Source organism: Kitasatospora sp. NPDC004531, from assembly GCF_053602195.1.
The window spans coordinates 1-20,760 of record NZ_JBSGDD010000108.1; the positions used below are offsets into that span (position 1 = coordinate 1).

General features: G+C 75.1%; 16 protein-coding genes and 1 pseudogene. 4 read left to right on the forward strand and 13 right to left on the reverse strand.

All coding sequences use genetic code 11. The features are described 5' to 3' along the window. A pseudogene (locus ACWEMJ_RS29790) lies at nt 1-943 on the forward strand (hypothetical protein); the annotation flags it as partial. A 7-nt stretch (nt 944-950) separates the two neighbouring features. On the opposite strand, the gene ACWEMJ_RS29795 reads toward ACWEMJ_RS29790, so the two are convergent. The 11 genes from ACWEMJ_RS29795 to ACWEMJ_RS29845 all read right to left on the reverse strand — a co-directional run bounded on the left by ACWEMJ_RS29795 (nt 951) and on the right by ACWEMJ_RS29845 (nt 13,811). Further along, on the reverse strand, nt 951-1,451 hold the full coding sequence (locus tag ACWEMJ_RS29795; RefSeq protein ID WP_452140225.1) for a hypothetical protein: 501 nt from the start codon (nt 1,449-1,451) through the stop codon (nt 951-953). 53 nt (nt 1,452-1,504) lie between these two features. After that, a complete protein-coding gene (ilvD, locus tag ACWEMJ_RS29800; protein ID WP_452140226.1) occupies nt 1,505-3,349 on the reverse strand; it encodes a dihydroxy-acid dehydratase in 1,845 nt (614 codons plus the stop codon). Between the two features lie 108 nt (nt 3,350-3,457). After that, nucleotides 3,458-4,213: a methyltransferase domain-containing protein gene (locus ACWEMJ_RS29805; protein ID WP_452140227.1), complete on the reverse strand. Its 756-nt coding sequence runs from the start codon at nt 4,211-4,213 to the stop codon at nt 3,458-3,460. Beyond that, a complete protein-coding gene (locus tag ACWEMJ_RS29810) occupies nt 4,206-4,619 on the reverse strand; it encodes a VOC family protein (RefSeq protein ID WP_452140228.1) in 414 nt (137 codons plus the stop codon). Before ACWEMJ_RS29810 ends, ACWEMJ_RS29805 begins: the two co-directional genes overlap by 8 nt. Before the next feature lie 68 nt (nt 4,620-4,687). After that, on the reverse strand, nt 4,688-5,500 hold the full coding sequence (locus ACWEMJ_RS29815) for a sugar phosphate isomerase/epimerase family protein (protein ID WP_452140240.1): 813 nt from the start codon (nt 5,498-5,500) through the stop codon (nt 4,688-4,690). Between the two features lie 217 nt (nt 5,501-5,717). Continuing rightward, entirely contained in the window at nt 5,718-8,654 is a 2,937-nt protein-coding gene (locus ACWEMJ_RS29820; protein WP_452140229.1) for a hypothetical protein, read from the reverse strand. A 152-nt stretch (nt 8,655-8,806) separates the two neighbouring features. Continuing rightward, nucleotides 8,807-9,760: a Ppx/GppA phosphatase family protein gene (locus ACWEMJ_RS29825; RefSeq protein WP_452140230.1), complete on the reverse strand. Its 954-nt coding sequence runs from the start codon at nt 9,758-9,760 to the stop codon at nt 8,807-8,809. Between the two features lie 37 nt (nt 9,761-9,797). Beyond that, nucleotides 9,798-11,075 carry an SUKH-4 family immunity protein gene (locus ACWEMJ_RS29830; RefSeq protein WP_452140231.1) on the reverse strand — a complete coding sequence of 426 codons (1,278 nt, stop codon included), beginning with the start codon at nt 11,073-11,075 and terminating at the stop codon, nt 9,798-9,800. After that, nucleotides 11,072-12,673 carry a toxin glutamine deamidase domain-containing protein gene (locus ACWEMJ_RS29835; RefSeq protein ID WP_452140232.1) on the reverse strand — a complete coding sequence of 534 codons (1,602 nt, stop codon included), beginning with the start codon at nt 12,671-12,673 and terminating at the stop codon, nt 11,072-11,074. Before ACWEMJ_RS29835 ends, ACWEMJ_RS29830 begins: the two co-directional genes overlap by 4 nt. Before the next feature lie 192 nt (nt 12,674-12,865). Further along, nucleotides 12,866-13,468, reverse strand: a complete 603-nt coding sequence (locus tag ACWEMJ_RS29840) for a LysE family transporter (protein ID WP_452140233.1) — start codon at nt 13,466-13,468, stop codon at nt 12,866-12,868. Nucleotides 13,469-13,511: 43 nt separating this feature from the next. Further along, nucleotides 13,512-13,811: a hypothetical protein gene (locus tag ACWEMJ_RS29845; protein ID WP_452140234.1), complete on the reverse strand. Its 300-nt coding sequence runs from the start codon at nt 13,809-13,811 to the stop codon at nt 13,512-13,514. A gap of 141 nt (nt 13,812-13,952) precedes the next feature. Between ACWEMJ_RS29845 and ACWEMJ_RS29850 the strand changes: the two genes are divergently transcribed. Together ACWEMJ_RS29850 and ACWEMJ_RS29855 are read left to right on the forward strand one after the other, a co-directional pair. Next, nucleotides 13,953-15,203 (forward strand): SLC13 family permease, encoded by a 1,251-nt coding sequence (locus ACWEMJ_RS29850; protein ID WP_452140235.1) that lies wholly within the window; start codon nt 13,953-13,955, stop codon nt 15,201-15,203. Between the two features lie 1,013 nt (nt 15,204-16,216). Beyond that, the gene (locus tag ACWEMJ_RS29855; protein ID WP_452140236.1) at nt 16,217-17,812 is read left to right on the forward strand and encodes a sigma-70 family RNA polymerase sigma factor; all 1,596 of its coding nucleotides are present in this window, start codon (nt 16,217-16,219) and stop codon (nt 17,810-17,812) included. 164 nt (nt 17,813-17,976) lie between these two features. On the opposite strand, the gene ACWEMJ_RS29860 is transcribed toward ACWEMJ_RS29855, so the two are convergent. Continuing rightward, complete coding sequence (locus tag ACWEMJ_RS29860) at nt 17,977-18,459, reverse strand: STAS domain-containing protein (protein WP_452140237.1); 483 nt, start codon at nt 18,457-18,459, stop codon at nt 17,977-17,979. A gap of 287 nt (nt 18,460-18,746) precedes the next feature. Between ACWEMJ_RS29860 and ACWEMJ_RS29865 the strand changes: the two genes are divergently transcribed. After that, the gene (locus tag ACWEMJ_RS29865; protein ID WP_452140238.1) at nt 18,747-19,553 is read left to right on the forward strand and encodes a VOC family protein; all 807 of its coding nucleotides are present in this window, start codon (nt 18,747-18,749) and stop codon (nt 19,551-19,553) included. A 47-nt stretch (nt 19,554-19,600) separates the two neighbouring features. On the opposite strand, the gene ACWEMJ_RS29870 is transcribed toward ACWEMJ_RS29865, so the two are convergent. Then, a partial coding sequence (locus ACWEMJ_RS29870) for an FAD-binding domain-containing protein (protein WP_452140239.1) occupies nt 19,601-20,760 on the reverse strand: 1,160 nt, incomplete at its 5' end.

Genomic DNA, 20,760 nt, shown 5'->3' on the forward strand with positions numbered 1-20,760 from the left:
GACGTGCCGCCGACCAGGAGGTGCGCCGGCCGCGCCGAGCAGCACGCCGCCGGCCGTGGTGCCGGGGACGGCGACGGTGGAGCGGCCGTGGGCGGGTTCGCCCGCCGAGGCGTGGCCGGCCGGCGCGGACGCGCTGGTGCTGCCGCAGGCCACTGCCGTCGGGGTGTTCGGCCCCGAACAGGTGGCCAGGAACCTGGAGTTGGCGAAGTCCTACCTGGTGGCGACCAACCTGGACCCGAAGGTGCTGGCGGGCGGCTACCCGCAGGCCGCGATCGACCTGGTGGACCGGGAGACCGGTGACCGCCTGGCCGCCGACCTGGCCCACCCGAGCGAGGAGCGCGACCCCTCGGACCGGGTGAGCCGCTTCGATCCGGCGTGGGCGGTGCCGGTGACCGACCAGGTGAAGGCGCAGGGCCTGATCACCTTCGAGGGCGACGGCGAACAGGGCCTGCTGGTGCACGCCGACGTCACCTTCGTCTACGCGCTCAAGCCGGGCCCGCAGGTCGGCAAGGCCTCGCCCTCCGCGTCGCCCTCCGCCCCCGGCCCGCGGCCGACCGGCGGCAGTGGCGGAGGCGGCGGCCCCAAGTCGGTCGCCTGGATCCAGGACGAGCCGGGACAGGACGAGCCAGGACAGGTCGAGCCGGGGCAGGTCGAGCCGGGGCAGGTCGAGGTGGAGCGGGAGATCGTCCGCCGCAGGATCGACTTCCGGTTCGCCGACCCGGCGCGCTTCCAGGTGAAGCAGGACAGGGTGTCGGTGCTGAGTTCGAGCACCGAGCGGGCCAACACGCTCTGCGGCTTCACCGGCGGCTACCTGCGGCCGTCGTTCCGCGCCGACCGGGGCGACGGGAGCGCCGCGCCGTCCGGCGGTCCGACCGCGGATCCGTACGACTGGCACCGGCCGCTGAACGAGAAGGGCAACTGCGGCCCCACCAGCCGTAGTTGACGGTTCCTCAGGGGCGTCGCCGGTTCGCCTTGCGGGCGTCGCGTTCGGCCCGGGCGGCCCGGCGGCGCTGCCAGCCGGCGGTCTGCTGGTCGTGGACGGCGCGCTTGAGGCCCTCGCCGGGGGCCTCGACCAGGCTGCGCAGGAAGTAGGCGGCGAGGGCGCCGGTGAAGCCGACCAGCCAGACGCCGGCCAGCGAGTTCTGCTCGGCCATCCAGCCGGTGAGCGAGTCCCGGCCCTCGGTGAGGATCTTCCAGTTGCGCAGGCCGGCCATGGCGGTGCAGACACCGATGGCGAGCGTCAGCAGCACGGTGAGCGGGGCGGCGCCGGAGATCCGGACGCCGGAGACGCCCAGGCGCAGCAGCAGCGCCCCGGCGGCGGTGGCCGCCAGGGCGCCGAGTGAGACCAGGACACGGCGCAGCCAGTAGGCGCGGCCGCGGTCGGTCCAGGTGGTGCCGAAGAAGCGGATCGGCTCGGGGGCGGGCGCGTCGCCGGTGGTGGTGGTCGTCACGGGTCCGATTATCGCCACGCGGTGCGGCCCGTCCCCGGGTGCCGCGCTGGGTCTCAGCCGAGCTTGGAGACGTCCCGGACGGCGCCCTTGTCGGCGGAGGTGGCCATCGCCGCGTACGCCTTGAGGGCGGCCGAGACCTGCCGGTCGCGGGTCTTGGGGCGGTAGCCGTTGCCGTCCTCCAGCTTGAGGCGGCGCTCGTGGAGTTCCTCGAAGGAGACGTCGAGGTTGATGGTGCGGGCGGGGATGTCGATGGTGATCGGGTCGCCGTCCTCGACCAGGGCGATGGCGCCGCCGGAGGCCGCCTCCGGGGAGATGTGGCCGATGGACAGGCCGGAGGTGCCGCCGGAGAAGCGGCCGTCGGTGATCAGCGCGCAGGCCTTGCCGAGGCCGCGGCCCTTCAGGAAGGAGGTCGGGTAGAGCATTTCCTGCATGCCGGGGCCGCCCTTGGGGCCTTCGTAGCGGATGACCACCACGTCGCCCTCGGCGACCTGCTTGGCGAGGATCTTCTCCACCGCCTCGTCCTGGGACTCGCAGACCACGGCCTTGCCGCGGAAACGCCAGATCGACTCGTCCACGCCGGCGGTCTTCACCACGCAGCCGTCCTCGGCGATGTTGCCGTACAGCACGGCGAGGCCGCCCTCAACGGAGTAGGCGTGCTCGACGCTGCGGATGCAGCCGGCGGCGGCGTCGGTGTCGAGGGTGTCCCAGCGCTCGGACTGGCTGAACGCCTCGGCGGAGCGGACGCAGCCGGGGGCGGCGTGCCACAGTTCGACGGCCTCGTCGGAGGGCGAACCGCCGCGCACGTCCCAGGTCTTGAGCCACTCGTCGAGGGAGTCGGAGTGCACGGTGTGCACCTCCTCGTTGAGCAGCCCGCCGCGGTACAGCTCGCCGAGGATGGCGGGGATGCCGCCGGCCCGGTGCACGTCCTCCATGTAGTACTTGCCGTTGGGGGCGACCTTGGACAGGCAGGGCACCTTGCGCGAGATGGCGTCGATGGCCCGCATGTCGAAGTCGACCTTGGCCTCCTGGGCGGCGGCCAGCAGGTGCAGGATCGTGTTGGTGGAGCCGCCCATCGCGATGTCCAGCGCCATGGCGTTCTCGAACGCGGCGCGGGTGGCGATGTTGCGCGGCAGCACGGAGGCGTCGTCGCCGCCGTAGTAGCGGTTGGTGATCTCGACGACGGTGCGGCCGGCCTGCTCGTACAGGGCGCGGCGGGCGGTGTGGGTGGCCAGCACCGAGCCGTTGCCGGGCAGCGAGAGGCCGATGGCCTCGGTCAGGCAGTTCATCGAGTTGGCGGTGAACATGCCGGAGCAGGAGCCGCAGGTCGGGCAGGCGTTCTCCTCGATGATCGAGATGTCCGCGTCGGAGACGTTCTCGTTCACCGCCTGGGAGATGGCGTCGACCAGGTCGAGCTTGCGGACGGTGCCGTCGACCAGGGTGGCCTGGCCGGCCTCCATCGGGCCGCCGGAGACGAACACGGTGGGGATGTTGAGGCGCAGCGCGGCCATCAGCATGCCGGGGGTGATCTTGTCGCAGTTGGAGATGCAGATCAGGGCGTCCGCGCAGTGCGCGTTGACCATGTACTCGACCGAGTCGGCGATCAGGTCGCGCGAGGGCAGCGAGTAGAGCATGCCGTTGTGGCCCATGGCGATGCCGTCGTCGACCGCGATGGTGTTGAACTCGCGGGGGATGCCGCCGGCCTGCTTGATGGCCTCGGAGACGATCCGGCCGACGGGCTGCAGGTGGGTGTGGCCGGGGACGAACTCGGTGAAGGAGTTGGCGACCGCGATGATCGGCTTGCCGAAGTCCTCGCGGGCTACGCCCGCGGCGCGCAGAAGGGCGCGCGCGCCCGCCATGTTGCGACCTTGGGTGACCGTGTTGGACCTCAGCTGGGGCATCGGAGCCGCTCCTTCGGGACTTTTCTGGGGTTCGTCGAGCCTACGCCCGCGCCGACCGGTTCCGGACCAGGTGTCCGCGATGCGGTCAGCGCGGGCGGCGGGCGGCGGTTACGGCTTCGGGGCGACGTACAGGTCGAGCCGGTAGGGCTCGACCAGCCGGCCGTCGGGGAACTCGGCGAGCAGCGCCTCGCGTTCGACGGCCAGGATCGGGGCGCGCTGCTCCGGGGGGAGCACGGCGACGTACGAGCGGGAGGTCAGGTCGGTGATGACCTGGTCGACCGTCACCCGGCGCTCCCAGCGCACGGTGGCCGCGCGGACGTCCAGTCCGGCCTCGGTCAACTTCTCGGCGCCGGCGATCACTCCGCCGTAGTAGTGGTAGCCGGGCAGGGTGGCCGCCATCCGTTCCTGGTGGGCGGCCAGCCAGGGCGTCGCGTAGTCCTTGACGTTCCACCAGAGCGCCAGCGACCCGCCCGGGCGGAGCACCCGCAGGGCCTCCGGGATGGAGCGCTCGGGGTCGGTCCAGTGGAACGCCTGGGCGTAGGTGACGAGGTCCACCGAGGCGTCGTGGAACGGCAGTTGGTCGCCGCCGGCCTTGACCACGGGCAGTTCGGGGCTGACCTCGCGGAGCACGGCGGCCATGCCGTCGCTGGGTTCGACGGCCACCACCCGGGCGCCGCGTCCGGCGAGCAGCCGGGTGGCGATGCCGGTGCCGGCGCCGACGTCGAGCACGTCCGCGCCGTGCAGCGGGCGGCCGGAGAGCCGTTCCAGTTCGTCGAGGAGCGCGGGCGGGTACGAGGGCCGGGCCGCCTGGTACTGGGCGGCGACCGGGCCGAAGGAGCTCGCGTGGGCGTGGTGGTCACTCACCGGCCGGCCCTCCCCAGCTGCGGGAGCACAGCACCAGGCCGTACCCGTCGGGGTCCTGCACCGTCACGCCGTGCTCGTCCCAGTAGGGGTTGTGGGCGGGCACCCGGCGGCCGCCCGCGGCGACCAGGCGCTCGACCAGGGCGTCGTCCACGGGCCCGCCCAGGTACAGCACGAACAGGTCCTCGACGGTCGGGGCCGGTTCGACGGGGTGCTCGGGGTCGACGGCGAGTTCGAAGTGCCAGTTGCCGCCCGGGAATCCGAGCATCAGCAGGTCGTGCTCGCCGGAGATCCGCTCGGTGGTGCGCCAGAGCACGGACAGGCCGAGGCCCTGGACGTAGAAGCGTTCGGCGGCGGCGAGGTCCTGGGTCGGGCGGGCCAGCCGGACGTGGGTGTCGGGGCCGATCATGCCGGGCCCACCGTTCGAATGATCATGGACCTGACTGTAGGCGCGGACCCGCCGGCCTGTCCGCCCTTCTACCGAAGCTCGGCGTCGGTGCGGACGGCCGCCAGGTGCAGCCGGGTGAAGGCCAGCGCCTCCGCGAGGTCGGCCTCCCGGTCGGCCGGGGAGCCGGACTTGCGGGTGTTGACCTCCAGCACGACGTGCCCGTCGAACCCGGTGCGGGCGAGGCGCTCCAGCAGTTCCGCGCACGGCTGCTTGCCGCGCCCGGGGATCAGGTGCTCGTCCTTGCCGGAGCCGGAGCCGTCCGCAAGGTGCACGTGCGCCAGCCGGGAGCCCATCCGGTCGGCGAGTTCCAGCGCGTCCAGCCGGGAGGTCGCCGCGTGCGACAGGTCGACGGTGAAGTGCCGGTACTCCTCCTCGGTGACGTCCCAGCCGGGCGCGTACGCCAGCATTTCGCGATCCCGGTAGCGCCACGGGTACATGTTCTCCACCGCGAACCGGATCGGGGTCTCCCCCGCCATCCGGTCGATGCCCGCGACGAACTCCTTGGCGTACTGCCGCTGCCAGCGGAACGGCGGGTGCACGACGACGGTGTCCGCGCCGAGCCGCTCGGCGGCCCGGCGGGCCCGCACCAGCTTGGTCCACGGGTCGGTGCTCCACACCCGCTGGGTGATCAGCAGGCAGGGGGCGTGCACGGCGAGGATCGGCACCTCGTACGTGTCGGAGAGCCGGCGCAGCGCCTCCACGTCCTGGCTGACCGGGTCGTTCCAGACCATCACCTCGACGCCGTCGTAGCCGAGCCGGGAGGCCAGTTCGAACGCGGTCTCGGTGGTCGACGGGTACACGGACGCGGTGGACAGCGCGATCTTCGTGTCCGGCACGTGCAGCGCCGGGTGCGGCGGCAGCACCAGCCGGTCGGTGGTGCGCAGCAGCGGCGGGCGCTCCAGTTTCCGGCGTGCGGCGCGGGCGGCCCGTGCCGCCTTCAACGGCAGGGGGCCGCGCCTCGGCTTTCGCTGGTCCGCTGAATCCGCCACGCGAACCAGGTTAAGCGCAAGGCGCGGCCCCGTCGGAGTGCCGATCGGTGTGCGATGCGGCACTCGGGAGCTAGGCGATCACCTTCAGCGCCTTGGGCAGGTAGCCGGGCGAGGGGACGCCGTCCTGGTGGGGGGCGCCGTCGATCAGCAGGTCGTAGACGCCGTCGGCACCCGTGCAGGCGCTGCCGAGATCGAGCCGGACGACCAGCTCGGTGCCGTCCGCGTTCACCCGCAGCGGCCGCCACGCCAGCGCCCCGCACGGAGGGATGCGGCCGGACAGCGAGAACTGCGTGTTGAGGCTGAGCCCGGTGCCGTGGACGGTCAGCTCGGCCAGGCCGCCGGCGGGCAGCACGGCCGGGCTGACCGACGTCGGGACGCCGGAGCGCTGGGTGCCGGTGCCCGGTCGGGCGCCCTGCAGCGTGTAGGCCAGCGGGAGGTGCGCCCGGCCCGGGCTGAGCAGCAGCACGGCGTGCCCAGTGGTGGTGCCGATGTAGGTACAAACGGTGTTGGTGCCCGTGCTCGCGTCGTCCTGGGTGCACTTGTAGGCGGTGTCGCTGTCGGCCCAGTTCTCCCGGCCGGCCAGGGTCAGCCGGGGCCGGTTGACGAAGTCATCGGTGGCGGTGGTGATGTCCACCTTCTGGCCGAACTTCATCTCCAGCACCGCGCAGTACAGCAGATTGTCGTCGCTCAGCACTCCGCTGCGCTGGTCGAAGCCGTCGGCGGAGATCGGGTGGGCGGCGCACTCGGGCGCCCAGCCCGCGGCGGTGGCCAGTCGCCAGACGTCCAAGCGACTCGAGGGCTCTCGGCGGTCCAGGGACGGGGAGGTCGCCACCGCGAGGTACCGGGTCGAGCCGGTGACCCGGCAGTCGGTGACCCACGGGCGGCAGAGCGACTTGCCGTCGGCGTCCAGTACGTTGATCACGCCGTTCGGCCAACTGGTGGCGGCGTGTGTGCTCACCTGGAGCAGGTCGGCGCGGTCCGCGGTGAACGCGGTGCAGTGCACGTCGATGGTGCTCTCGAAGGGGATCACGGCGGACGGGGCGTCGACCCGGCCCGAGGAGACGGGCAGGTCGCAGCTCGCGGACAGGGTGGCGTCGCGGCGGACGACCGTGTACTCGCCCAGGGTGAAGTCGTCGGTCAGCACGGCGGTGTAGGGAGTGCCGACCGGCGGTCGGCATGCGGTCGGGTTGCCCGCCCAGACTGCACAGAACTCGTTGCCCGACGGGTCGACCAGGTGCAGGTTGGCGCCGTAAACCACCCCTTCCAGCCGGAAGCCGATCAGCTCGGTGGCCGGGTGGTCGGCCGGGACGCTGAAGCAGGCCTCCAGCGCGCCGTCGGCCGGCTTCCCGGTCAGGCCGGTGCGCAGGCCGCTGCCGGTGCCGTACTCGGCGAGGCCCCACGGCGTGCAGCCGGCGGTCTCGCCGACCCGCTGCACCAGCAGACGGTAGTCGAACGGGCCCTGGGCCTCCGCCGTCAGCCGGAACGGGGCGGTGCCGGTCAGCCGGCACACCTGGTAGGTGTCGGCCGTAGTCAAGCCATGGCACTGCTCGGCGCCGGCGGCGTCCAACACGCGGTAGCGCGCCGTGTTGCCGTTGGTCGTCCCGTTCAGCACGTAGAGGGCCTGGCCGGACGCGGTCGGCAGGGTGCGGCAGATGTCCTTGCCGGCCGACTCGAAGGTCTCGACGGGCGCGCCGGAGGCCATCTGGTCGTCCCGGCCGGTAGTGCAGCCGCGGGTCTCGGCGGCCGCGCGGAAGATCATCGCGTACGAGCGCTCGAACTCGCTCGGCGGGTTGGTGAACAGGTAGTCGCCGGCGGTGAGGTCGCACTCGCCCGACGGGCAGAGGGTGCTGAGGTCGGACCGGTACAGGGTGCCGCCGGTGTTGCCGGTGTCGTGGGTGCCCCGGAACATGTAGTGCCCGTCGGCGGGCACCCGCAGGATCCGGCAGCGGGTGAAGTCCGTCAGGTCGACGTCCGCCCCGAAGGCCTGCGGCTCGACCACCGGGCAGCCCTCCGGCCGCGACAGCCGCGACAGGCCCAGGTGGTAGCTCCGCTCCTCGCCCGAGCCGTACTGGACGACCACCCGGTAGGGGGCGGTGCCGGTCAGCCGGCAGTCCGTCGCGTTCCTGGCGCCGGGGCCGCAGACGTCCTTGCCGGTGCCGTCGAAGACGCTCCAGGACAGGTCGGTGCTGAGCTGCCGCAGCATGTCACCGGGGACGAAGTCGGTCGCGTAGCAGTCGCCCGCCATGCCGGGCGGCACGGTGCCCTTGTAGATGGTGGGGGTGCCCAGCGAGCGGTCGGCGGCGCCCACGGTCACACACTTCTGCGCGGAGACCACCGGCAGGTACGACAGCGAGATGGGCAGCACCTTGGTGCCGTAGTTGAACAGCCGCAGCGTGTACGTGCCGGCGGTGTTCGTCGCGCACCGGACCGGGCCGTAGCTGTAGGTGTCGGCCGAGGCGTCGCACTTCACCTCGGTACCGTCCGGGGCGAACAGCCGCGGCATCATGCCGTACAGCGCGCCCGCCACCTGGACGATCACCAGGTCGTGGTCCGCCGCCACGTCGAGCTTGAACAGCGTCGGCGTGTTCGGGAAGGCGCCGCACTGCAGCAGCACCTGGGGCGTCAGCGCGGTCGGGCACGGGCTGTTCGGGCCGGGCGGGCCGGTGGGAACCGAGATCGGCCGCGGCGGGCGGCTCGGCCTGGGCAGCCCGCCGGAGGTCGGCGCGGCGGCGGGCGTGGCCGCCGAGACGGCGGACGAGCCGGACGGGGCCGAGCCGGAGGCGGCGGACGGCGTGGCGCCGGGCGTCGGTGCCTGGACGGCGGGCGGCGCGCCGGGCGCCGGGGGCCGGACGGCGGGCAGCGCACCGGGCGCCGGGGGCCGGACGGCGGGCAGCGCACCGGGCGCCGGAGCCGTCCCGGACGCGGCCACCGCCGACTGCGGGCCGCTGCCCGGCAGCAGCAGGGCCAGCGACGCCAGCAGCGCGACCGCCAGCGGCCTGGCGATCACGGCAACGCGGCGCCGTCCTCTCCGATGGTCGGTACGAAGCGGCACGGACATTGCGACCCCCCGGCGAGCGTTCCCCTGAAAACCACCGGGAGCTTAACCGCTCGCACACGAAATCCCCTAGGGACAAAGGGGAGTTGTCGCCCGCCGCCTGGTCACGCTTCGATTGCGACCCGGCTGTCCTGCCCGTCCATGGTGTCGAGGCGGCGCAGGATGATCCCCTCGCGCAGCGCCCACGGGCAGATGTCCAACTCCTCCAGGCCGAACAGGTCCATCGCGGCGTCGGCGACCAGCGCGCCGGCCAGCAGCTGGCGGGCGCGGCCGAGGGAGACGCCGGGGATGCGGGCGCGTTCGGCGGGCGTCATCGCGGCGAGCCGGGGCAGCCAGGCGGAGAGGCCGGCCCGGGTGAGCTTGCGGGGGACGCGGACGCCCGCGCCCTCGGGGGCGGCGCCGGTCATCCGGGCGAGCTGCTTGAAGGTCTTGGAGGTGGCCACCGAGTGGTCGGGCGCGCCGAGGCGGGCGATGTCGCCGACCGCGCCGGCGATCTCGGCGCGGATGTGCCGCCGCAGTTCGCGCAGGTCGCCGGGGTCGGCGACGTCGCCGGGGAGGCGGGAGGTGAGGCGGCCGGCGCCGAGCGGCAGCGAGGTGGCGACGTCGGGCTGCTCGTCGAGCCCGCAGGCGATCTCCAGGGAGCCGCCGCCGATGTCCAGGTTGAGCAGCCGCCCGGAGGACCAGCCGAACCAGCGGCGGACGGCGAGGAAGGTCAGCCGGGCCTCGTCCTGCCCGGACAGCACGGTGAGCGCGACGCCGGTCTCGTCCTCGACCCGGCGCAGCACCTCCTCGCCGTTGCTGGCCTCCCGGACGGCGGAGGTGGCGAACGGCAGCAGGTCGACGACGCCCTTGTCCTCGGCGACCCGCAGCGAGGAGGCGACCATGGAGACCAGCCGTTCGACGCCGACCGGGCTGATCGCCCCGTCGGCGTCGAGCAGCTCGGCGAGCCGCAGGTCCGCCTTGTGCGAGTAGGCGGGCAGGGGGGCCGCGCCGGGGTGGGCGTCCACCACGAGGAAGTGGACGGTGTTGGAGCCTACGTCGAGCACACCGAGTCGCATGACCGTCCAACCTAGCCCAAACCGGTGACCGCCAGGGTTACAGCAGCCCGTCCCAGAGCTGCTCGACGATGACCGCCCACCAGTTCTCCGGGTCGCGCAGGGCGGTCCGGTCGAGGGCGGCCAGCGCCCACTGGAACTCGGCGACGGCGGGGCCGGCCTGCTCGGGCGGCAGGTCGCGCAGGCGCGGGTAGCGCTCGGCGAGCAGGGCGAGGCAGCGGGTGAAGGCGGTCAGGTCGGTGTTGCAGTAGCGGGCTTCGCAGGTGTCGGGGTCGACGGCGCGGATCCGGCCCTGGGCGGTGTCGACGGTGAACAGCGCCCAGCCGTCGGTGCCGATCAGCCGCTGGCCGAGCAGCGCGGCGCGGGCGGCGGCGGTGGCGCGGCGGCCCCGGCCGAGCGCCCCGAGGTGTTCGGCGAGGTCGGGCAGCACGGGGGCGGCCTGTTCGGCGATGCCGTCGCTCTCGGGGCGGTGCAGGGTGAAGAAGCCGGCGGCGGCGCGGGGCAGGCCGATGCCCTGGAGGGCGCGGGCGGCGGGCTCGGGCAGGTCGGCGGCGAGCACCTCGGCCTGCTCGAAGCGGTGCACGCCGTCCTCGCCGAACAGCCCGGCCAGCCGCTTGCGCAGGCCGTTGTCGTCCTCGGGCTGGGCGGGCGGCACGGCGAGCGGGAACGGCACCCGGTTGTAGGGCCGGCGGGTCCGGGCGACCAGGGCCCGGACGGCGGCCGCCCGGTGGTCGTGGCGCGGCCCGTACGGCTGCTCGAACTCGATCCGGACGCCGGGCAGCCGGGCCGCGATGACGTGCTCCCAGTAGCCGCCGGGGAGCATCGACAGCCGCAGGTCGGTGCGGAGCGCGACCAGGTCGTCGAGGGCGACGCCCTGCGCGGACAGCTGCTGCCAGGCGCGCAGCGCGGGGTGCGGGTGGCCGTGCGCGGAGTGCACGGTCAGCGACCGGGTGACGCCCTTGTCGTCCCGGTAGCTGAGTGCGGCGCGGGTGCCGGGGCCGGTGACCGGCGGCAGCGCCGGGTTGTGGCTGCCGGCGCCGAGGCGGTCGCGGTAGAGCCGCTCCACCTCGGGCACCGGGACGGACGGGAAGACGGTGAGCTCGCCGCTGACCCGGTCGACCACGGCGCAGGCCGCGCCGATCTCCTCGGGGGCGCGGCGCGCCCCGGTGAGCGGGTCGGTGAGGATCGGCGCGGGCTCCGGCCAGAGCACCCAGCCGAGGTCGAACTCGTGGCACCTGACAGGCCGTGAACCCTCCTGCGGGAGGTCGCCGTTGACCCAGCGGTGGGCGGTGGCGAGGGCCTGTTCACGGGTGATCATCGGCTGGTGCTCCCGGTGGTGCGGTGGATGGTGAGACGGGAGCGCGGCGGCGCTGCCACCGGCCCGGCCGCCACGGCCGGTTCCTCGGCGGGGGCGCCGACCGTGGCCGGCACCGGCTCCGGCTCCGGCTCCGGCGCGGCGGCGGGCGCCGCGGCCGGGACGGCGACGGTGACGGGCAGCGGCGCGGACAGGTCGATCGGCCGGTCGGCGGCGTCCACGGCGATCGCCCACAGGCCGTGGTCGGCCGGGTAGAGCGGGGTCGGCGCGGCGTAGCCGGTCTGGTGGTCGAGGTAGCTGAGCACGCCCTTGTGGTTGACGGCGTTCCAGGTGTGCGAGCGGCCGAAGGCGTCGACGGTGAGCAGCACCGCACGGGTGCCGGTGCCGTGCGCGAGCAGGGCCTGGCCGAGCTTGCCGTGGGCCTCGTCGCCGTCGCCGAGGTCGAGGAAGCGGGTGCCGAGTTCGAGTTCGGCGCGGTCGCGGCCGCCGCGCTCGCCGGCCGGGCCGTCGGGCAGGCGGGGCGCGGCGCAGGTGGGGGCGGTGCCGGAGGTGTCGACGGCCGACAGGGCGACGTCCACGCAGTTGTTGGCGCGTCCGCTCTCGGTCGGGCCGCCGCCGTTGAGGACCTCGATCCACTCGCCGACCATCGGGTCCGGGTGGGGCGCGGGGGTGCGGCGCACCACCTCGGCCTGGTGCGCGGGGTCGACCGGGCCGAGCCCGCCGGGCAGCCCGTACGGGCGGCTGTCGGCGAGGGTCCGCACCGCCTGCTCGACGGAGCCGGGCCGCACCGGGCCGCCGCCGCGCCCGCCGGTCATCACCAGCCAGGCGGCGGACGCCTGGTGCAGCTGCGCGCCGGACTCGTCGACCGTGGCGGGCCGCCGGGCGTCCGGCATCAGCGGGTCGTGCCGGACGGGGCCGCCGGGGGCGTGCTGGCCGATGCCGCCGCCACCGGGCGGCGGGACGGGGCCGGTCACTGGGCGGGCCGCCACCGCGCGGCCGTCCGCCGGGTGCTGGCCGACGCCGACCACGGCGGCCGCCGAACCGGCCTGGCCGCCCGCGCCGGAGGCACCGGCCGCCGCGCCGGCGGCAGCGCCGGGAGCGGCCGGGGTGGCCGCGCCGGCCGCCGCACCGGGGGCTCCGGGCGCGCCGGGACTTCGGGGCGGGCCGGGGCGGGGCAGGGCGGGCGGCGCGGGCACCGCGAGTCGCCGGGTGAGCCGGCCGGCGACGGCGACCGCCGCGTCCACGTCGGGGTGTTCGGCGAGCGTGCGGCGGTCGGCGCGCTCCAGCAGCATGGCGAAACGGGCGTCGTCGCGGCGGTGCAGCCGGACCGCGCCGCGACCGTCCCAGACCGCGAACGCGTCCGGTTCGTGCACGTTGCCCGGGTGCGGGAAGGAGACCTTCAGGACGGCCGCCGCCCCGCCTCCCGTCCGCACCGGCAGCACCACGCCGACCTGCCCGTGCCCCACCGCCCCGTCCGGCCTGCACCCCCAAAGATCCAGCAACTCCCCCACCAGCGCGGGCAGTTCGGAGATCCACGCCCGCCCGGCCTCGCCCTCCCTGGCGACGGTGCTCCGCACAAAGCCCTCCGGAATCCCGATCACCCGCCGCACCCTACGGGACGTCACAGCGGCCGGACACCTTGGCCGGATGACCGACACGGACCCGCTGGTGCCCCTCCTGGCCGAGGCCGAGCCGTCGCCGCACCGGCGCGACGCCCTGCGGGGCTTCCTGTTCACGTGCGGCCTGGCCGAGGGCCCGACCGAACCTGAGCGGGCGGACCCGGAACCGGGCGTTCAGCCGCTGAACGCCATCCGCAGGGCGAGCGCCGCGACCAGGCCGTAGCCCGCCGCGTAGGTGGTGCGGCGGGCGCGGGGGCCGAGTCTGGCGCCGGCGAAGGTGCCGGCGGCGGCGAGGAGGTGCTGCCAGGCGAGGGAGGCGAGGAAGACGCCGGTGACGAAGGCGGTGGCACCGGCGTGGGCGTCGGCGCCCCGGGCGGCGACGAGGGCGGTGAAGTAGAGGGCGGTGGTCGGGTTGACCAGGGTGAGGAGGGCGAAGCGGACGAAGGCCCGGGCGGCGCTGCCGGGCGGCGGCGGGTCGGCGGGCTCGGCGGTATTGCGCAGGCCGAGCAGGCCGTGGACGGCGATCGCGCCGAGCAGCAGGGCGGAGACGGCGCGCACCGCGCTGTCGTGGCCGGCCAGCAGCTGGGCGACCCGGGGGCCGGCCAGTACGGCGAGGGCCGCGTACGCGCCGTCCACCGCCGCGACCGCCGTCGCCCCGCCCGCGGCGGGGGCCCAGCCGCGGCGGCCCTCCTGGAGGAGCAGGACGCCGATCGCACCGACCGGCACGGCCACGCCGAGCCCCGCCATCACGCCTTCCACCGCCGCAGCTGCTGTCATCCGGGCACGATGGCACCCCAACTCCCTTGGCCGCACGCCATTTTCACGTACGGGTGACGGCGCGGCCGCCGCGCCGCCGGTGTGCGGCCCGCACCGCCGCCACCGAGCGGTAGGACATCACGGCGAGCGCCGACTCCGCCGACATCACCGACACGGCGCTGCGCCAGGACGCCGCCGACAGCACCGAGAGCGCCGAGCCGACGCTGCCGATCGACAGGAAAGAGCCCACCGACCCGACCGACAGCACCGAGTACGCCGACCCGATCGACAGGAACGACCCCACCGACCCGATCGAGAGTCCCGCGTCCAGTGCCCTGCGCCATCCGTCCGGCTGATCCGCCACGGCTCCTCCTCCTGCATCGACATCCGACTGTCGGTCAGTCCTACCCGATCAGGGGCCCGGCTTCGAGTGGCGGGGTGCGCCTGCTTGGATGGGTGGCCGGCCGCCGGAGGGCGGGAGATCGCAGGTCAGGAGGGATCGGCCGTGGGCACCGAGGTGCTGTCGCTGGGGTTGCTGGGCGTCGTGCTGGTGAGCGCGGTGCGGCGGCCTTTCGGGTGGCCGGAGGCGGTGGTCGCGGTTCCGGCGGCGACGCTGCTGGTGGCGGTCGGCGCGGTGTCGCCGGCGGCGGCGTGGGCGGAGCTGGGGCGGCTGGGCCCGGTCGTGGGGTTCCTGGCGGCGGTCCTGGTGCTGGCCCAACTCTGCGATGACGAAGGGCTGTTCGAGGCGTGCGGCCGCTGGATGGCGAGTACCTCCGGCGGCCGGCCGGTGCGGCTGCTGGGGCAGGTGTTCGGCGTGGCGGCGACGGTGACGGCGGTGCTCAGCCTGGACGCCACGGTGGTGCTGCTGACGCCGGTGGTGGCGGCGACGGCGGGCGTCCTGGCCGTCCGGGCCCGGCCGCACGTGTACGCGTGCGGGCACCTGGCCAACACCGCGTCGCTGCTGCTGCCGGTGTCGAACCTGACCAATCTGCTCGCCTTCGCCGCCAGCGGCCTGACCTTCGGGCGGTTCACCGCGCTGATGGCGCTGCCGTGGCTGGGCGCGGTCGGCGTCGAGTACCTGCTGCTGCGCCGCTTCTTCGCCGCCGACCTCGCCGTTCCGGCCGCCCACCCCGCGCCCGCCGAACGCCCCCGGCTGCCGCGGTTCGCCCTGCTCACGGTGGCGGGCACGCTGGCCGGTTTCGTGGTCGCCTCCGCGGTGGGCGTCTCCCCCGCGTGGGCGGCGGCGCTGGGCGCGACGGTGCTGGCGGTGCGGGCGCTGGCGGCGCGGCGCACCGACGTCCGGCGGATCGTGGGCGCGGCGGCGCTGCCGTTCCTGGCGTTCGTGCTGGCGCTGGGCGTGGTGGTGAAGGCCGTCGTGGACAACGGGCCGTCCGAGTGGCTGGCCGCGCTCGTCCCGGCCGGCGACTCGCTGCCGGCGCTGTTCGCGCTGGCGGGCCTGGCCGCACTGCTCGCCAACCTGGTCAACAACCTGCCCGCCACGCTGCTGCTCGTCCCCCTCGCGGCCCCGTCCGGCCCGGGCCCGGTGCTGGCCGTCCTGCTGGGCGTCAACATCGGCCCCAACCTGACGTACGCGGGCTCGCTCGCCACCCTGCTGTGGCGGCGCATCGTCCAGGCGCGCGCGATCGACGACGGCGGCCTGCGCACCTTCACCCGCCTCGGTGCCCTCACCACCCCGGCCACCCTCGCCACCGCCGTCCTCGCCCTCTGGGCCTCCCTGCGCCTGCTCGGCACCTGACCGGCACCCGGATGCGCACGGGCCCGCTCGGCTCCGAGCACGGCCGCCCTGGCATCGAACGGGGCGACGGCGCGGTCCGGGGCGGGCGGCGGACAGCAACGGTGACGGTGCTGCGGTGCCCCGGGGCGGACGACTCGCGGATCCGGGACGGCGGGTGGTCCGGGCCCGCCGGGGACTGCCCGCCCTCCGGCTCGACCGAATCCGCCCGGTGGGGTGCAGCACGGGCGGCGGGACGGCGCTCGGCTTCACGCTGCGGCATCCCGGCCGAGTGGCACCGCTGGTGCTGCTTCGCCCGGGCATGCCCGACTGTCCGTGGCCGCACGAGCCCGAGTTGGACTCGGAGTACGACCGGCTGCTGTCGGCCGGCGACCTCGCGGCCCTGACCGCGTCCGGCCTGCGCGAGTGGGCGGCGGCCGGTACGAACGCGCAGACCGTAGTGCAGCTGCGCTCGGCTGCTGCGGCCCGGCCCGGCGAGGACGTCCACCAGCGGCCCGACCCATCGGTGTTCGATCGCCTCGGCGAACTGACCGGCCTGCCCGCCAGGGCGCTGATCGGCGACCCCGACCGCCGTCCGACCCACGCATGCACGCAACACGCGACCGCCGGACTCGGCTGCGACCCGATCCGGCCGCCCGAAGCGGCCCACCCGCCTCCACCGGGGGCACCCGAAGCCGTCCTGCGCGCGGTCGACGCGGTGGTGGCAGTCCCGACCCCTCCGGCAATGCTCTCCTTGCGCCGCCGGAGGGCCCGGAGCCGGCGGGGCGCGCCGCGGGGGCGGGCCGCTGCGCCGGTCGGGGGAATGGTCTGGGCGGGCGGGATGAATGTCGTGCCGCCCCCGGCTGCCCCTCCTGGCACGGCTCGCGGCGCAGGCCGTAGGGTCGCTTCCGGCCCTGGTCGCGGCGGTTTCCCCGGCTCAGGGAAATCTCTCACCGCTTTTCCGTTATCCGCCGGCCGCCGGTGGATCTCCGACGGGTGTGAGGGCACGACGCGAGAACACGAGGACGGTCCGGGCTGTGGACAGTGGGCAGGTGGCGACGCTGGTCGGTCGGGCGCAGGCCGGCGACCGGCAGGCGGTGGCGGAGTTGGTGGGCGGTCACCTGCCGCTGGTGTACAACGTGGTGGGCCGCGCGCTGTCGGGGCATCCGGACACCGACGACGTGGTCCAGGAGACCATGCTGCGGGCCGTGGACGGGCTGTCCGGGCTGCGCGATCCGGCGGGGTTCCGCAGTTGGCTGGTGGCGATCGCGCTGAACCAGGTGCGCCGCCGCTTCCGCGACGCGGGCGACGAGGGCGCGGTGCCGGACCCGTCGGCGGTCGCCGACCCGTCGGCGGACTTCGTGGGGCTGACCATCGTCCGGCTGGGGCTGTCGGAGCAGCGGCGGGAGGTCGCGGAGGCGACCCGCTGGCTGGACGAGGGCGATCGGGAGCTGCTGGCGCTGTGGTGGCTGGAGGCGGCGGGCGAGCTGTCCCGGGCGGAGCTGGCGGCGGCGCTGGAGGTGTCGCCGCAGCACGCGGCGGTGCGGGTGCAGCGGATGAAGGGCCAGTTGGAGTCGGCCCGGGTGGTGGTGCGGGCGCTGGCGGCGGTGCCGGGGTGCGCGTGGCTGGCGGAGGCGACGGCGGGCTGGGACGGCGTGCCGAGTGCGCTGTGGCGCAAGCGGATCGGCCGTCATGTGCGCGAGTGCGCGGTGTGCGGGGAGCAGCGGCGCGACCTGGTGCCGGCCGAGGGTCTGCTGGCGGGGATGGCGATGGTTCCGCTGCCGGACGGCCTCGCCGCGCTGCCGCTGGAGCCGACGGGTGCGGCCGCTTCGGCCGGCGGTTCGCGCCGCGGTGGAGGTTCGCACCGGGCGGGGGCGTCCCGGCGCGGGCGGCGGGCCGCGCCGCGTCGGCGTTCGGGCCGGGTGCTGGTGGGCGGCACGGTGCTGGCGGTGGCGGTGGGGCTGCTGGTGGCGGTCGGGCTGCCGGAGTCGTCCTCGCCGGCGGACGGGCCGGATGAACGTCAACAGGCTGCGGCCGCACCGGAGTTGGCGGATGCGGTGGCCGCTCCGGCGGGCGGCGGCGGTCCGTCTGGCTCCGCGTCGCCGTCCCGTTCCGCGTCCGCGTCCGCCTCGGCCTCCGCGTCCGCCTCGTCGGGCGCGCAGCCGCCGCCGTTCGCTTCGCCGTCCGCGGCGCCGTCCGCGAAGGCGTCGGCGCGGGCGTCGACCACGCAGGCCGCCGTCCGGCGTGCGGGGAGTCTCGGGCAGCAGGTGCTGGATTTGGTCAACGTCCAGCGGGCGAAGGCGGGTTGTGGGCTGGTGCGGGCGAACGATCAGCTGGCGACGGCGGCACAGGTGCAGTCGGACGACATGGCGAACCGTTCGTTCTTCGATCACACCAACCCGGACGGCGAGGGCCCGCAGGAGCGGATCGACGCCGCCGGGTACGAGTGGAGCGGCTGGGGCGAGAACATCGCGCGCGGCCAGCAGGACGCCGCCGCGGTGATGGCGAGTTGGATGAACAGCCCGGGCCACCGGGCGAACATCCTGAACTGCGCGTTCACCGAGCTGGGCGTGGGAGTGCACCAGGGCGCGGGCGGGCCCTGGTGGACGCAGGATTTCGGCACTCCGGGCTGACGCGGGGCGCCGGGGCCGTGGGGTGCCGCAGTCGTCGCCGTTGACGCTGCGGCCTGCCCGTCGCGGACGTGCGGTGGTCGCCGTCGACGCCGCGGACCGGTGGCCTGCCCGGGGCGCGACCGTCTCCGTCGACGGCCGGTCGCCCGCCGGGCGGGGTGGGCGGGTCAGTCGGCGGCGGCGCGGCTGCCTTCCCGGGGGCGCGGGACGGCGTCGGCGCCGTCCGCGTTCGCCCTGGCCTCGCCGCCGGTGGAGCCGACGACGGTGCCGACGGCCGGGCCGCCGAGCGAGCCGCTGACGGCTTCGCGCAGGTCGGCGAGCGCGTCGTCGACCGAGTCGTGGACGTCGAAGATCCGCTGGATGCCGAAGAGTTGGAGGATCTTGCGGGTGTGGGTCTCGGGGCCGGGGAGGACCAGCCGGAGCCGGCCGCCGCGGGAGGACAGCATGCGACGGGTGGCGACCAGCACGGCGAAGCCGGTGGAGTCGCAGAAGTCGACCCGGCTGATGTCCACCACCATGCGCAGGCAGCCCTCGGTGACCAGCCGCTGGAGGCGTTCGCGCAGTGCGGAGACTCCGCTGATGTCCACCTCGCCGGCGACCTGGACGACCGTCCAGCCGTATCGCTCCCCGTAGCTCACGCTCAGTGCCACTCTGGTGCCTTTCTCCTGGGATCGCGGGGGGTATGCGGCCTCTGCCCGATTCCGACGGCCCGAACCCTGTTCCGAGTGACGATTTCGCGGTCAGAGGGAGTAATTTCCGCGAAATGTCATGGCCAGGATCCGTTCGACGGTCGAATTCGATGCTCCACCCGACGATCTGCACAGGATTTCCTCCGCTTGGCGGTACCCGGGCCGCGGCCCGTCGCCCTGGCCGGGACTGCGGGCGGCGGGGGCCGGTGCGAGGCTGGGAGGGGAGTGCCCGGCGAAGGGAGACCGCCATGATCACCACCGATTTCGTGCCCGGTTCGCCGTGCTGGCTGGACCTGGGCGCGCCCGACGTGTCCGCCGCCGGTGACTTCTACGGGGCGGTGCTGGGCTGGGAGTTCGAGCCAATGGAGGGCTCGGGCGGCGCGTTCGGGCTCGCGAAGTCGGACGGCCGCACGGCCGCCGGGATCGGGCTGCTGACCGAGCGCGGCGCCCGTTCGGCGTGGATGCTGTACTTCTTCACCCCGGACGTCCACGAGACCGCCGCCTCCGTGCTGCGGGCGGGCGGCACGGTGCGGATGGAGCCGCAGGACGCGGACGGCTGGGCGTCGGTGGCGCAGTTCAGCGACCCGCTGGGCGGCCAGTTCGCGGCCTGGACGCCGGGCCGGGCGAGCGGGCTGGAGGCGACGGACGACCCGGGCGCGCTGTGCTGGACGGAGCTGTACACCCCGGACGCGTCCGCGTCGCTGGCCTTCTACCAAACGGTGTTCGGCTGGCAGCGCGAGGAGATGGCGATGCCGGGCGGCGGCGGCCAGACGTACCACATCGTCACCCCGGCCGGTCAGCCCCGGGAGCGGATGCACGGCGGCGTGCTGCAGGTGCCGCCGGAGCAGCTGGCGATCTCCCGGGGCGCGCCGTGCTGGCACCCGGTGTTCACGGTCTCCGACTGCGACGCGGCCGCCGCCACGGTGCGCACCCGGGGCGGCGAGGTGCTGACGGGGCCGCTGGACGCGCCCGGCATCGGGCGGATGGCGATGTGCGTGGACGGCGCGGGCGCGGACTTCGTGCTGATGACCCCGGCGGCGGTGCCGACCTACTGACCCGACCTACCGACCCCGCCTGCCGGCCCGGCCCGGCCCGCCGGTCGCTACCGGCCGCGGGCCTCCCGCAGCCGGTGGCCGGTGCTGTCGGGGGCGATCAGCGGGTCGGGGTAGCCGGCCGGGCGGTGGCGGGCCCGCCAGGGGCGGTGGATCTCCCGGCCGGGCAGCGCGGCGAGTTCGGGCACCCAGCGGCGGACGTACGCGCCGTCCGGGTCGTAACGGTCGGCCTGGGCAAGGGGGTTGAGGACGCGGTTGGGGCGGGTGTCGGTGCCGGTGCCGGCCACCCACTGCCAGTTCAGCTGGTTGTTCGCCAGGTCGCCGTCGACCAGGTGGGCGAGGAAGTGCCGGGCGCCGAGCCGCCAGTCCAGGTACAGCGACTTGGCCAGGAAGCTCGCGGTGAGCAGCCGGGCCCGGTTGTGCATCCAGCCGGTCTCGGCGAGCTGCCGCATCCCGGCGTCGATGATCGGGAACCCGGTGCGGCCCTCCCGCCAGGCCGTGAACTCCTCCTCGTCGGTGCGCCAACTGTCGTTGCGGGTGCGGTAGTCGGCGTGCGCGGCGGCGGGGCGGGCGGCCAGCACCTGGTGGTGGAAGTCGCGCCAGACCAGCTGCCGGACGAAGGCCTGCGCGCCGGGTCCGCCGCGCCGCTCGGCGAGGTGGGCCAGTTCGTTCGCGGACAGGCAGCCGAAGTGCAGGTACGGCGACAGGTGCGAGGTGCCGTCGGCGGCCAGGTCGTCGTGCAGCCGCTCGTACGGCTCCGCGCGCCAGTTCCGCCAGGCCCGGCGGGCGGCGCTCTCGCCCGGTTCGGGCAGGCTGCGGGCGGTCGGGGCTACGGGCTCAACCACCATGCTGTGCAAGCCTGTTGGGGTGGGGACGGTGCGCGGCGCGGGCAGCGGGGCGCGGCGGCGGACCTGCTGCCAGGCCCGGTGGTAGGGGGTGAACACCGCGTAGTGGTCGCGTCCGGCGGGCGTCACCGCGCCGGGCGGCACGGCCGTCAGCGACCCCTCGTGCACCCGCAACCGGTCGCCGAGCGCGCCGCGCAGCCGCTGTTCGCGCCGCCGGGCGTAGCCGCTGACCCCGGCGGCGACGTGCACGCGCGCCGCGCCGAGCTCGGCGGCCAGCCGCGCCACCGAGGACAGCCGCGGCCGCCGACGACCGGTCTCCAGCATGCTGATCGAGTGCACGGACACCCCGGACCGTTCGGCCAACT

Bases quoted from the DNA above. Each gene is read 5' to 3' on its own strand.
- ilvD (WP_452140226.1), bottom strand. From the start codon at position 3,349: ATGCCCCAGCTGAGGTCCAACACGGTCACCCAAGGTCGCAACATGGCG.
- ACWEMJ_RS29810 (WP_452140228.1), bottom strand. From the start codon at position 4,619: ATGATCGGCCCCGACACCCACGTCCGGCTGGCCCGCCCGACCCAGGAC.
- ACWEMJ_RS29825 (WP_452140230.1), bottom strand. From the start codon at position 9,760: ATGCGACTCGGTGTGCTCGACGTAGGCTCCAACACCGTCCACTTCCTC.
- ACWEMJ_RS29830 (WP_452140231.1), bottom strand. From the start codon at position 11,075: ATGATCACCCGTGAACAGGCCCTCGCCACCGCCCACCGCTGGGTCAAC.
- ACWEMJ_RS29840 (WP_452140233.1), bottom strand. From the start codon at position 13,468: ATGACAGCAGCTGCGGCGGTGGAAGGCGTGATGGCGGGGCTCGGCGTG.
- ACWEMJ_RS29865 (WP_452140238.1), top strand. From the start codon at position 18,747: ATGATCACCACCGATTTCGTGCCCGGTTCGCCGTGCTGGCTGGACCTG.